Source organism: Micromonospora fiedleri (assembly GCF_016774385.1).
GTDB lineage: Bacteria > Actinomycetota > Actinomycetes > Mycobacteriales > Micromonosporaceae > Micromonospora > Micromonospora gifhornensis.
Genome location: NZ_JAETXL010000004.1, coordinates 271,565 through 284,899, shown reverse-complemented (window position 1 = coordinate 284,899; position 13,335 = coordinate 271,565). Strand labels below are relative to the sequence as shown.

Genomic DNA, 13,335 nt, shown 5'->3' with positions numbered 1-13,335 from the left:
CGCCCCCATCACCGGCCTGTCCCACGCTGCCCCCGAGACGTCTCGAAAGGAGGATGCGCGGGCGTCCCCTGCGGCTTCTGCCGTCGGCGTCGACCGCCTGCGCGCCCAACCATGGAAGTCATCACCACCGGAATCGGTGTACTCCTCGCCGTCGTCCTGCTCGTCGCGCTCGGCGTGGTGTTCATGGTCAGTCGGTTGTTCCGCAAGGTCGAGCAGGGCAAGGCGCTGATCGTCTCCAAGGTCCGGCGGGTCGACGTGACCTTCACCGGCGCGGTCGTGATGCCCGTGCTGCACAAGGCCGAGATCATGGACATCTCGGTCAAGACGATCGACATCGAACGGACCGGCAACGAGGGTCTGATCTGCCGCGACAACATCCGGGCCGACATCCGGATCACCTTCTTCGTCCGGGTCAACAAGACCGTCGAGGACGTCATCAAGGTGGCGCAGGCGATCGGCACCGCGCGGGCCAGCGACCGGGAGACGTTGCAGGAGCTGTTCAACGCGAAGTTCTCCGAGGCGCTGAAGACGGTCGGTAAGCAGCTCGACTTCGTCGACCTCTACACCAAGCGTGACGAGTTCCGCGACCAGATCATCCGGGTGATCGGCACCGACCTCAACGGCTACAGCCTGGAGGACGCGGCGATCGACTTCCTGGAGCAGACGCCGATGTCGCAGCTCGACCCGGCGAACATCCTGGACGCCCAGGGCATCCGGAAGATCACCGAGCTGACCACGCAGGAGAACGTCCGGACCAACGAGTTCCGGCGCAGCGAGGAGAAGGAGATCACCCGCCAGAACGTCGACGCCAAGGAAGCGATCCTTGAGCTTGAGCGACGGCAGGCAGACGCCGAGGCCAAGCAGCAGCGCGAGATCGAGACCGTACGGGCTCGCGAGCAGGCCGAGGTCACCCGGGTACGCGCCGAGGAGCGGCTGCGCGCCGAGACCGCGAACATCCGTACCGACGAGCAGTTGGGCATCCAGCACGAGAACCGGGCCCGCGAGATCGCGGTCGCGGAGAAGAACCGCGAGCGGGTCATCGCCATCGAGACCGAGCGGATCGAGAAGGACCGCATGCTGGAGGTCATCGGCCGGGAGCGGGAGACCGAGCTGAGCACGATCGCCAAGAACAAGGAGGTCGAGGCCGAGAAGCGGGCCATCGCCGAGGTCGTCCGGGAGCGGATCGCGGTGGAGAAGACCGTGGCCGAGCAGGAGGAGAACATCAAGCGGCTGCGGGTGGTCGAGGAGGCCGAGCGGACCCGCCAGGCGGTGATCATCCAGGCCGAGGCCGAGGCGCAGGAGAACCTGGTCAAGGACATCAAGGCGGCGGAGGCCGCCGAGGCGGCCGCCAAGCACAAGGCCCGCGAGCAACTGGTGCTGGCCGAGGCCCGGCAGCAGGCCGCCGAGCTGGAGACCCGGGCGAAGATCCGGTTGGCCGAGGGCGTCCAGGCCGAGACCGCCGCGGCCGGCCTGGCCGAGGTGCAGGTCCAGGAGCGCAGCGCCGAGGCGATCGAGAAGGTCGGCCGCGCGGAGGTCGCGGTGGAGCGCGAGAAGCTGCTGGCCGCCGCCGACGCGGTGCGCGAGAAGCTGAAGGGCGAGGCCGAGGGTCTCACCGAGAAGGCCGCCGCGATGGCCGCGCTGGACGACGCCACCCGGGAGCACGAGGAGTACCGGCTGCGCCTGGAGCTTGAGAAGGAGGTCCGCCTCGCCGGGCTGGACACCCAGCGGCAGGTCGCCGAGGCGCAGGCCAAGCTGGTCTCCACCGGCCTGGAGAAGGCGAACATCGACATCGTCGGCGGGGACAGCGTCTTCTTCGACCGGCTGCTCAGCTCGATCTCGTTCGGCAAGAGTGTGGACGGTTTCGTGGCCCACTCGGACGTGGCGCAGAACCTGACCAAGCCGTGGTTGGACGGCAGCGCCAGCTTCACCGACGACCTGACCCGGATGATCGGCTCGCTGAACAGCGCCGACGTGCAGAACCTCACCCTGTCGGCCTTCCTGGCACAGCAGATGCGCGCCGGTGGCGCCGACCAGGGCAAGCTCCAGGAGCTGCTGAAGGCCGCACAGCGCCTGGGCGTGGCGGAGACTCCGGTCGCCGCCCTGACCGGCTCCCGGCAGCGCGCCGGTGAGTGAGCCGACCACCGGTTCGGCCGCTGGGCGTACGCCCAGCGGCCGGCCGGGCCCGGCGCCCCTGACCGACGAAGTGGAGGCGGCGGTCCCGACGGCCGGAGCAGACGGGACGACCGGCTCGCCGGGCGCTGCCCCGGGACTGGACGACGGCAGCTACGAGGTGCTGCGCAGGCGGCTCGCCACGCAGGCCGCCGAGCTGGCCCGGCGGGCGGAGGCGCTCAACGCCCGACGGCTGGAGGTCTTCGGCAGCACCGAACTGCGGCTGCTGAGCACCGAGCGGATCCGTACCGAGCACAACTGCGTACCCCGGGACATCGTCTCCGTCGGCGGGCTGATGCTGTTCGGCTACAACGTCTTCATCGGGTTGAAGCCGGAGACGAGCGTCGACGACGTCTTCTCCCTGCACCGGTTCGTTCGTGAGCCGGCCATGGACGCCTTCCGGTTCGACGAGGCGGGCCACGACGAACTGCCCGGCCTGCTGCGCCACCCACAGTTCGTCCGCGACTTCTCCGAGCTGTACCGCTACTACCGGCAGGCCCGACTGCTGCAACTGCGCCGGGTGGACGGCCGACTGCTGGCGGTGTTCCAGACGGGGCCGCGCACCGAGGACATCCGGGTGCTGCGCTGGCAGGTCGGGGTCGACGGGGTGCCCGAGTACCTGGACAGCCGGGGCGAGCGGGATCACGTCTTCCCGCCCAGCCACGACTTCGAGTGGATCGAGACCACCCGCGAGGACCACGTCCTCGGCCGGCACCCGCACATCTCCATCGGCGGCGAGGTCTTCGTCGAGACGGTGGGCGGCACGCTGACCGTCAAGGTGGAGAACAACACCGAGGTCGGCGAGGGCATCTACAGCGAGCCGGTGGACGAGCCGTTGCAGAGCCTCGCCGACGCCGACGTGCACTGGGCCCGGGTCGGTACGTTGATCCTGATGCGGCTGCGGCCGTACAAGGAGACGCAGTGGCGGCACCTGGTCTTCAACACGATCACCCGTGAGGTGGTCCGGCTCGACGGCATCGGGGTCGCCTGCCAACGGCTGCCCGAGGACCACGGCATCATCTTCCCCGGCGGTTACCACCTCGCCACCGGTGTCACCCGGACCTTCGACGCCGAGGTGGCCGGTCTCGAATTCGAGCGGGTGGTGCGCTCGCCCAACGGCGAGGACGTGCTCTACGTCTTCCACGCCCGCGAAGACGGGCGCTCGCTGCTGCTGCCGTACAACGCGATCCGCAAGGAGGTCGCCGCACCGATCCCGTGCCACGGGTTCTCGCTGTTCGACGACGGCACGCTGGTGGTGTTCCGGGCGGTCTCCGAGGAACCGACCCGGGTCCACCCGATGCAGATCTGGCAGACGCCGTACGTCTCCGACGCGTACGCCGCCGCGCAGCCGGCCGGCACCGGGCCGTTGGAACGGGTCGGCAACGCCGACCTGGTACGCGGCATCTCCGACTCACTCTCGGCGGCCCGGATGGTCGAGGGCACCGCCACCGCCGAGGTGTACGAGGCGTTGATCGCCGCCTGCGGCCGGATCGGGGACCACTACCACTGGCTCGGCGAGTCCGAACTGGGCGACCTGGCCACCCCGTTGGCCGGGCTGAGGCGTACCGCCACCGCCGTGCTGGAGGAGCACGAGAAGGTTCGTACGCTCACCGAGCGGGCCCGGGCCGAGGTGGAGGCGAGCGCCGAGCAGATCGCCTCGCTGGCCCGCCGGGCCCGGGGCGAGGCACCCCTGACCGCCGACGACTGGGTGGCCCAACTGGGCGGCCTGCGGCGCGCCCGGGGACACCTGGAGACGCTGCGCGAGCTGCGCTACGTCGACCACGCCCGGATCGACGAGCTGGCCGGACGGCTGGACGAGGAACTGGCGGTGGCCGGCCGCCGGGCGGTGGAGTTCCTGCGCCGGGACGAGGCGTTCACCGGCTACCAGCAGGAGGTGGAGCGGCTCGCCGCCCGGGCCGCCGAGATCGGCACGGTGGCCGAGGCCGGCACGGTCGGCGACGAGTTGGCCGCCCGTACCGAGGGCCTGCAGACCATCACCGACGTGGTGGGTGGGCTGGACATCGCCGACGCGACGGTGCGTACCGCGATCTTGGGCCGGGTCGGGGAGGTGCTGGGCGCGGTCAACCGGGCCCGCGCGGTGCTCGACAAGCGCCGTCGTGAGCTGGCCGCGGTGGAGGGACGGGCCGGGTTCGCCGCCGAGTTCGCGCTGCTCGGGCAGGCGGTGGCCGGTGCGCTGGCGGCAGCGGACACCGCCGAGCGGTGCGACGAGCAACTGGGTCGGCTGCTGCTGCGGGTGGAGGAGCTGGAGTCGCGGTTCGGCGAGTTCGACGACTTCCTCGCCGAGCTGGCCACCCGGCGTACCGACATCTACGAGGCGTTCTCCAGCCGCAAGCAGGCGCTGCTGGACGAGCGGTCCCGTCGGGCCGACCGGCTGGTCGCCTCCGCCGAGCGGATCATGGTCAGCGTGCACCGGCGGGCCGGGACGCTCGGCTCACTGGACGAGATCAACACCTATTTCGCGGCCGATCCGATGGTCGGCAAGCTGCGTACGGTGGTCGAGGAGCTGCGTACCCTCGGCGACGCGGTGCGGGCCGAGGAGCTGGACGGCCGGGTCCGCGCCGCCCGCCAGGAAGCCGGGCGCGGCCTGCGCGACCGGCTCGACCTGTACGCCGACGGCGGCGAGACGATCCGGCTGGGCCGGCACCGGTTCGCGGTGAACACCCAGCCGATCGACGTGGCGGTGGTGCCGCACGACGGCCGGATGGCCGTCGCGGTGACCGGCACCGACTACCGCGCGCCGGTGCGCGACGAGCAGTTCCAGCAGACCCGCCGGTTCTGGGACCAGCTGCTGGTCTCCGAATCGCCGCAGGTGTACCGGGCGGAGCACCTGGCCGCCACGATCCTGTCCGCCGCCGAGGCGGGTCGCGACGGGCTCACCCTGGACGCGCTGCACACCGCGGCGGTCGACGGGGACGACCTGCGCGAGCTGGTCCGGCGGATCGCCGAGACCCGCTACGACGAGGGGTACGAGCGCGGCGTGCACGACCACGACGCCGCCGAGATCCTGCGGGTGCTGCTGCGCCTGCACGCCGGCGCGGGACTGCTGCGCTACCCACCGGCCGACCGGGCCGTGGCCTGCCTGTTCTGGCGGTACGGCACCGACGAGGCGACCCGGACGGCCTGGACGGCGCGAGCCGCCTCGCTGGCCCGGGCCCGCGAACGGTTCGGCCGACCCGACGGCGAGGACGCGGCCGACCGGCTCTGTGCGGAACTGGCCACCGCGATCGACGGTTTCCTGCGGGAGACCGGGCTGCCCGTGCCGACCGGCGGGACCGAGCTGGCCGGGGAGTACCTGTTCGCGGAGCTGTCCGCGCCGCCGGTGCGGTTCGTCACCGGCAGCGGGGCGCAGACCATGCTGGAACGGTTCCGGCGGGCGCTCGGCGGAGCACAGTCCCGTTCGTCCCGGGAGTTCGACGACGACCTGCGGGCGCTCGGCGGCGACCTGGCCGGCCGGTACCAGCTGGTCGACGCCTGGCTGACCGCGTTCCTCGCCACCGACGACGGCACCCTGTCCTCCTACGACCTGCCGGAGGCGATCGCCGTCGAGCTGTGCGGCACCGAGCTGCCCCGCTCCGACAGCGCCGCCGCCATGACGGAGACCGTCGGCGGGTTGCTCGGCGCGCACCCGCGCATCGAGGGCTCCACGCTGGACGTACGGCTCGACGAGATGTTGGCGCGTACCCGTGCCTTCCGCACCGAGCTGATCCCGGCGTACCGCGAATACCAGCGGCAACGCAACGCGCTGGTGGACGCCGAACGGGACCGGCTGCGGCTGGACGAGTACCGGCCGAAGGTGATGAACGCCTTCGTCCGCAACCGGCTGCTCGACGAGGTGTACCTGCCGCTGATCGGTGACAACCTGGCCCGGCAGCTCGGCGCGACCGGCGACGGCAAGCGGGTCGACCAGTCCGGCCTGCTGCTGCTGATCTCCCCGCCCGGTTACGGCAAGACCACCCTGATGGAGTACGTGGCCAGCCGGCTCGGCCTGGTCTTCGTCAAGGTCAACGGACCGGCCCTGGGTACGAAGGTCACCTCGCTGGACCCGGCGGAGGCGCCCGACGCCACCGCCCGCCAGGAGGTGGAGAAGATCTCCTTCGCCCTGGAGTTGGGCAACAACGTGCTGCTCTATCTGGACGACATCCAGCACACCAACCCGGAGCTGTTGCAGAAGTTCATCTCGCTCTGCGACGGGCAGCGCCGGATGGAGGGCGTCTGGAACGGCCGTACCCGCACCTACGACCTGCGCGGCAAGCGGTTCGCGGTGTGCATGGCCGGTAACCCGTACACCGAGTCGGGCAAGCGGTTCCGGATCCCGGACATGCTCGCCAACCGGGCCGACGTGTGGAACCTCGGTGACGTGCTCTCCGGCCGGGAGGAGGTCTTCGCGCTCAGCTACATCGAGAACTCGCTGACCGCCAACCCGGTGCTGGCACCGCTCGCCGGGCGGGACCGCGCCGACCTGGAACTGCTGGTCCGGATGGCCCGCGGCGACGACAGCGTACGACCCGATCAGCTGTCGCATCCGTACCCGCCGGTGGAGTTGGAACAGATCGTCTCGGTGCTGCGCAAGCTGCTGCGGGTGCAGCAGGTGGTGCTGGCGAACAACCAGGCGTACATCGCCTCGGCGGCGCAGTCCGACGACGCCCGTACCGAGCCGCCGTTCCAGCTCCAGGGCTCGTACCGGAACATGAACAAGCTGGCCGAGCGAGTCGTCCCGGTGCTCACCGAGGACGAGCTGGAAGCGGTGATCGACGACCACTACCTGGGCGAGGCGCAGACCCTGGCGGCAGGCGCGGAGGCGAACCTGCTCAAACTCGCCGAGTTGCGCGGCCGGCTCACTGACGAGCAGGCCGCCCGCTGGGCCGAGGTGAAGGACGCCTTCCGACGCACCCGGGCCCTCGGCGGTGCCGGGGACGACCCCGTCGACCGGGCCGTCGGCGCACTCGGCCTCCTCGCCGACCGCGTCAACAGCATCGCCACCGCCATCGGGAAGGGACGCGAACCTTCTTGACGCGAGCACCGACTGCCCGTCGGCCTTCGTGTCGGGCGGGGTTGCGGCGATCGACACTCCGATGTCACCGTTCGCAACCCCGCCGACAAGCGGTTGCTGGACCGCGAAACCGGCTACCTTCGCGCAGCTCGTGCATGACCTCCGAGCGGCGGCAGGTGCACTAGTTACTTGCAGGTTCGAAGTAGCTCGTGAGCCCTTTGCCAGGGTTGAAGCGGCGGCGGAGAATTGCCTTCGGTCGAGTTCCGCTCGGAATCTCGCCCTTTTCCGCTTGCTCTTGCGCGATTTTTGATGCATATCACGAAGCTCCGGACCGTGAATTCCTCGGTCTTGCCTCAAAATCGCCAACCCCGTGAAAGGATCTCCGAATGGCCAGCAACGATCAGACCCATCCCGATGACTTGGTGCCGGCAGAGGTACGTACCTCGACCAGTCCTGTAGCCATCTTTTCGCTGGCTGCGCTCAAGCCGGGCAGCAGCGAGAGCGATATGCAGCAGACTCTCAAATCGATGACTGCTGCGACCCGCGAGGAGCAGGGGTGCCGGCAGTACTCGGTTCACGCCAGCATCCAGGAGCCGGGCATCTATGCGTTCTACGAATGCTGGTCAACTGGTGCAGATCTTCTCGCGCACATGAAGAATCCCGCATTGCAGACCTACCATGCTCAGATGTTCGGGAACCTCGAGATGAAGACGCTGGAGTTTCTCCGCCCGTCGGAGGACTGACGCCGGACGGCGTTTCGGCCTGATCGGCACCGCGCGTCGCGGGGGAGATGCTGCCCAGCGGCAGCGCGGTGACCGACGCCGAGTCGGCGGATCCGTGGCGGCCTGTCTGCCGTACCCGAGCAACTGACTGCTGGGGGTTGCTTATGCTTCGACAAGTGACCGAGCCTCTGCCCTTCCCGAGTGGCGAGCAAGGGTGCCACCGGATTCTGAACGCGATCGACGTCATCGGGGCCCGCTGGACCGGATCGATCTTGATGGCGGCGGTCCGCGGCGCACGTCGATTCAAGGAATACCGTGCCCTGATCGGCGGCATCTCCGACTCTCAACTCACCGTCCGACTCAAAGAGCTTCAGGCTCGTGGCCTCATCGCGCGTACGGTGATCCCCAGCACGCCCGTGCAGATCACGTACACCCTGACTACCGCGGGCGAAGAGTTGATCGCCGCACTTGTGCCGCTGTCGCGATGGGGAGAGCAGCATCTGGCGGGCGACGACGACGCCTAGCGCGATGAACATGGTGAGATCGACGACAATTTTCGGTCGGACCTGGCTCTCAGAGATGACGGGTGGTCAGCCGGTGATGTAGTCGCGTAGTTCGCCGGTGAGTACCTTGCCGGTGGCGTTGCGGGGCAGGTACTTGACGAAGACGACGTCGCGGGGCACGGAGAAGCGGGCCAGGTAGTGCCGGACGTATTCGCGGACCGCGTCGGCGTCGAGGGTCTCGCCGGGGTAGAGGGCGAGGAAGGCGGCGAGCCGCTGACCGTACTCGGGGTCGGGTACGCCGACGACGGCGGCCTCGCGTACCTGGGGAAGTTGGGCGAGCAGGTTCTCCACCTCGGCGGGGAAGACGTTCTCCCCGCCGGAGACGATCATGTCGTCGGCCCGGCCGTCGACGAAGAGGCGGCCGTCGGCGTCGAGTCGGCCCAGGTCGCCGGTGTCCAGCAGACCGTCGTGGCGTTCCCGGTCGGCCCCGGAGGTGTACCCCTCGAAGAGCATCTCGTTGCCGACGAAGACCCGGCCGACCTGACCGGCGGGGACGGGTCGACCGTCGTCGTCGAGGATCGCCAGCCGGGTGCCGTGCGGCGGACGGCCGGCGGTGGTGGGTGCGTGGCGCAGGTCGGCGGGGACGGCGATGGAGGCCCAGGATGCCTCGGTGGAGCCGTACAGGTTGTAGAGCACGTCGCCGTAGCGGTCCATGAAGGCCGAGGGCAGGCCGCCGGGCAGCGCTGATCCGCTGACCGCCACGATCTTCAGGGGCGGCCGGGGGTCCGGCGGTGGCACCTCCATCAGGCGTTGCAGCATCACCGGCACCGCGAACAGTGCCTGGCAGCGGTGTCGTACCAGGGCGTCCAGGGTGGCGGCCGGGTCGAAGCGGCGGTGCAGCACGATGGTGGCCCGCAGCGCGAGGCAGACCTGCAGGGCCGCGTACCCCCAGGTGTGGAAGACCGGCGCGGCGATCATCACCCGGTCGCGGACGTGCAGCGGGATCCGGTCGATGATGGCGACCAGCGGGCCGAACCCGGTGGGGGTGGGGCGACGGGCGCCCTTCGGCGTCCCGGTGGTGCCCGAGGTCAGCACGATGATCCGCCCGTCCCGTTCGGGCGGGTCCAGTTGGCCGGGGAGGGCGGTGCGGATCAGTTCCTCCCGCGCCCGTTCGTCGACGCGGTGCAGGTCGGCCGGTAGCCCGAGGAGCCGTTCGGCGAACTCGTCGTCGTGCACCAGGACGCGCAGCCGCTGTTCCTCGGCCACAGTGGTCAGCTGTGCCGGGGAGAGGCCGGTGTTGATCAGTACCGCGTCCGCGCCGAGCAGGGTGGCGGCGACGATGGTCTCGACCAGGCCGGGATGGTTGCGGCCGAACACGCCGATCCGGTCGCCGGCCGCCACGCCCAGTCCGGCGCGGAGCGCGCGGGCCAGTCGCAGGCTGCGTTCCAGCAGGTCGGCGTAGGTCAGCTCGGTGCCCTGGTCGTCGATGACCGCGATCCGGTCGGGGTCGCGGGCGGCGGCCTGGCGAAGTTCACCGGCCAGGCTCCAGCCCCAGGTGCGTAGCGCGTTGAGCTGGGAGGCGACCCGGATCGGGCGACCCGGGGCGAGCAGGCCACGCCGGGTCAGCGTGGCGACGATGAATGGCAGCTCCACGACCGCGTACCTCCTTCGGTTGCTCGCCCGGAAGGCTCGAAGCCCTTTCGATCATGCATCGGGAGCCAGCCGGCCGCCACGCAGCGCCCGCCGCCCCACGCCGCATCGGCCCTCACGCAGCGCCGGTCGGCACCCGTTGAAGGGGTGCCGACCGGCGGCACCGCCGCGACCGTGAGGTCTGCGGCGGTGGCCGGGCCGGGCTCGTCAGCGGATCTGCATGCCGGAGATCGCCCGGGAGATGACCAGGCGCTGGATCTCCGAGGTGCCCTCGAAGATGGTGTAGATCTTGGCGTCCCGGTACCACCGCTCCACCGGGTGGTCACGCAGGAAGCCGGCCCCGCCGAGCAGTTGGACGGCCTTCTCGGTGACCGAGACGGCGACCTCGCCGGCCTTGAGCTTCGACATCGAGCCCTCGCCGGCGGTGAACGGCCGGTTGTTGCGCCCCATCCAGGAGGCCCGCCAGACCAGCAGCCGAGCCGCGTCGATCTCCATCTTCATGTCCGCGAGGGTGAACGCGACCGCCTGGTTGGTGATGATCGGACGACCGAACTGGACCCGGTCCTTGGCGTAGTCGAGGGCGTACTCGTAGGCGGCCCGGGCGACGCCGAGCGCCTGGGCGCCGACGGTGGGCCGGGACAGCTCGAAGGTCCGCATCGCGGCCTGACCGGAGGAACGCTGCCCGGACCGGGCGCGGGCCAGCCGCTCGTCGAGGGCCTCCTTGCCGCCGAGCAGGCAGCGACCCGGGACGCGGACGTCGTCGAGGAAGACGTCGGCGGTGTGCGAGGCCCGTAGGCCCAGCTTGCGCAGCTTGCGGGTGGCGCTGAGCCCGGGGGTGCCCGGCGGTACGACGAACGCTGCCTGACCGCGCGAGCCCAGTTCCGGTTCGACCGAGGCGACCACCACGTGCACCCCGGCGATCCCGCCGTTGGTGGCGTACGCCTTCTGCCCGCGCAGCACCCACTCGTCGGTGGCTTCGTCGTAGCTGGCCCGGGTGCGCATCGCGCCGACGTCCGAACCGGCCTCCGGCTCGCTGGAACAGAAGGCGGCGACGGCCGGGGAGTCGACGTCGCCGAAGCACTGCGGCACCCATTCGACCAACTGGTCGGGGGTGCCGGTGCCGTAGATCGCGGCGACCGCGAGCCCGGTGCCGAAGATGCTCAGGCCGATGCCGGCGTCACCCCAGAAGAGTTCTTCGCTGGCGATGGGCAGGGACAGGCCGGTCGGGTCGGCCCAGCAGGTGGCGAGGAACTCGAAGCCGTACAGCCCGACCTTCGCCGCCTCCTGGATCAGCGGCCACGGAGTCTCCTCGCGGGCGTCCCACTCGGCCGCGGCCGGGCGCACGACCTCGGCGGCGAAGCCGTGCACCCAGTCCCGCAGATCCCGCTGTTCCTCGTTCAGGTCGAGCGAGAACTCGACCATCTCAGGCCTTGGGGATGTCGAAGAGGTTCGCGATGTTGGCGGCGAGGCCCAGGTCGCCCTTTGCCTTGAGCTTGCCGGTCATGAACATCATGACCGGGTTGGCGCCACCGGAGACGACCTTGAGGAAGTCGACCGGGCCCAGGGTCAGGCTCAGCCGCGGGTCGTGCTGCGGGGTCTCGTTGACCGTGCAGGCACCGTCGGCGACGACCACCTCGTAGGTGTCGGTGCCGCCGTCGGGGGCGCCGGTGATGTTCCAGTGGATGACCGCGTTGGTCGAGCCGGCCCGGTCGGCCCGGAACAGCTGCGGCATCCGGCCGAAGACCTCACCGAGGATCTTGCCGCGCAGCTCGCCCGACATCACCTCGTTGAGCTTGCTGTCCGGCGTGGACTTGACGAGCTGAGCGAACTCCTTCGGGCCGACGTTGGCGAAGTTGGCCGGGTCGAAGTCAGTCATGGAAGCACCTCTCGGGCAGTGGTTACTCAGGCGTAACCTTACGTGTGAGTAGGTATGCTGGCAAGGTGTCCACCAGGCCCACCTTCAAGCGCTTACCCAGGGCCGTCCGCGAGCAACAGATGCTCGACGCGGCCGTCCGGGTCTTCTCCCGCCATGGGTACCACGGTGCCAGCATGGACGAGGTCGCGGAGCGTGCCGGCATCTCCAAACCCATGGTCTACGCCTATCTCGGCACCAAGGAAGAGCTCTTCATCGCCTGCCTGCACCGGGAGGCGACCCGGATGATGGAGGCGATCGCCGGGGCCGCCGTGCCCGGCCTGCCAGCCGACGAACGGCTCTGGCACGGGCTGCGGGCGTTCTTCGGGTTCGTCGGCGCACACCGCGACGGCTGGGCGGTGCTCTACCGGCAGGCGCAGGCCGAACGAGCGTTCGCCGACGAACTGGCCGGGATGCGGGCGAGGATCGTCGAGGTGGTCGTCGGGATGCTCGACCACGCACTGCGCGCCGAAGGGCGCGAGGTGGCCGAAACCGAACTGGAAGTGGTCGCGTACGCCCTGGTCGGCGCTACCGAGTCGCTCGGTGACTGGCTTGCCGACCACCCGGAGGCCGACCCGGAGAAGACCGCCACCCGGATGATGAACGTCGCCTGGCTCGGCGCGGGGCAACTCCTGCACGGCGTCACCTGGCATCCGCCCGAGCAGTAAGGAAGGGCACCTTATTAACGCCTGGTGTAGAGGAAGGGCCCCCTTTTAACATTCGCCGTCCGTGCCGCGCGCGGCCCGACGGTGGGCGCGGTGCCGCAGCCAGCGGATCAACTCCAGCCCCAGGGTGATCGCGAGCGACAGACCGATCCCCGCCAGGATCCCGTGCAGCGGGTGACGTTCGAAGGCGAGCCCGCCGAAGACACCGAGCAGCACGCAGTAGCAGGCCCAGCTGACCGAGCCGATCAGGTCGAACAGGAGGAACGACCGCACGGGGTAGCGGACCGCTCCCATGGTCAGGGTGACCGCCGTACGCCCGCCGGGGACATAGCGGGCGGCGACCAGGATCATGCCGCCGCGTCGGTCCACGGCCCGCCGGGCCCACTCCGATCCGGCCCGGCGGCGGCTGTCGACCGGCGAGTGGTCGAGCTTGCGCGAGCCGCCGCCGCGCCCCACGGCGTACGAGAGGTGGTCGCCGGCGGCGGCGCCGAGCGTGGCCACCACGAGCAGCAGCGCGAGGTTCGGCTCACCGCCGGTGGCGAGCACGGTGGCCGTGATGACCGCCGCCTCGGCCGGCACCAGCGGGAAGATCGCGTCGACCGTGGTGAGCCCGAACAGCAGCAGGTACACCCAGGGCGAGGTGAGGGTCTGCCGGAGCAGGTCGATCGCGGCTTCCATGCCTCCATGCTCGGGGCACCGGCTG

9 protein-coding genes are annotated in these 13,335 nt (G+C 70.3%); 5 read left to right on the top strand and 4 right to left on the bottom strand.

Features of this window, described 5'->3' with window-relative positions; translation table 11 throughout:
- The first annotated feature begins 111 nt into the window (after positions 1-111).
- The 4 genes from JMF97_RS12270 to JMF97_RS12255 all read left to right on the top strand — a co-directional run bounded on the left by JMF97_RS12270 (position 112) and on the right by JMF97_RS12255 (position 8,426).
- Positions 112-2,133 (top strand): flotillin family protein, encoded by a 2,022-nt coding sequence (locus JMF97_RS12270; RefSeq protein WP_203221693.1) that lies wholly within the window; start codon positions 112-114, stop codon positions 2,131-2,133.
- Positions 2,126-7,201, top strand: coding sequence for a DNA repair ATPase (locus JMF97_RS31775; RefSeq protein ID WP_203221692.1), 5,076 nt, complete (start codon positions 2,126-2,128; stop codon positions 7,199-7,201). Before JMF97_RS12270 ends, JMF97_RS31775 begins: the two co-directional genes overlap by 8 nt.
- A 365-nt stretch (positions 7,202-7,566) precedes the next feature.
- Positions 7,567-7,923 carry a putative quinol monooxygenase gene (locus JMF97_RS12260; protein ID WP_203221691.1) on the top strand — a complete coding sequence of 119 codons (357 nt, stop codon included), beginning with the start codon at positions 7,567-7,569 and terminating at the stop codon, positions 7,921-7,923.
- A 155-nt stretch (positions 7,924-8,078) separates the two neighbouring features.
- The gene (locus tag JMF97_RS12255; protein ID WP_203221690.1) at positions 8,079-8,426 is read left to right on the top strand and encodes a winged helix-turn-helix transcriptional regulator; all 348 of its coding nucleotides are present in this window, start codon (positions 8,079-8,081) and stop codon (positions 8,424-8,426) included.
- A gap of 66 nt (positions 8,427-8,492) precedes the next feature.
- Here the strand turns inward: JMF97_RS12255 and JMF97_RS12250 are convergent, their stop codons facing one another.
- The 3 genes from JMF97_RS12250 to JMF97_RS12240 form a co-directional block, all read right to left on the bottom strand.
- Positions 8,493-10,058: an AMP-binding protein gene (locus tag JMF97_RS12250; protein WP_203221689.1), complete on the bottom strand. Its 1,566-nt coding sequence runs from the start codon at positions 10,056-10,058 to the stop codon at positions 8,493-8,495.
- Positions 10,059-10,262: 204 nt separating this feature from the next.
- A complete protein-coding gene (locus tag JMF97_RS12245; protein ID WP_203221688.1) occupies positions 10,263-11,477 on the bottom strand; it encodes an acyl-CoA dehydrogenase family protein in 1,215 nt (404 codons plus the stop codon).
- Position 11,478: 1 nt separating this feature from the next.
- A complete protein-coding gene (locus tag JMF97_RS12240; RefSeq protein WP_126712372.1) occupies positions 11,479-11,931 on the bottom strand; it encodes an SCP2 sterol-binding domain-containing protein in 453 nt (150 codons plus the stop codon).
- A gap of 65 nt (positions 11,932-11,996) precedes the next feature.
- Here JMF97_RS12240 and JMF97_RS12235 point away from each other — a divergent pair, with 65 nt between their 5' ends.
- Complete coding sequence (locus tag JMF97_RS12235) at positions 11,997-12,635, top strand: TetR/AcrR family transcriptional regulator (RefSeq protein WP_203221687.1); 639 nt, start codon at positions 11,997-11,999, stop codon at positions 12,633-12,635.
- A gap of 45 nt (positions 12,636-12,680) precedes the next feature.
- Here JMF97_RS12235 and JMF97_RS12230 read toward each other — a convergent pair whose 3' ends face one another.
- The gene (locus JMF97_RS12230) at positions 12,681-13,310 is read right to left on the bottom strand and encodes a DedA family protein (RefSeq protein ID WP_203221686.1); all 630 of its coding nucleotides are present in this window, start codon (positions 13,308-13,310) and stop codon (positions 12,681-12,683) included.
- Between the last annotated feature and the right edge of the window lie 25 nt (positions 13,311-13,335).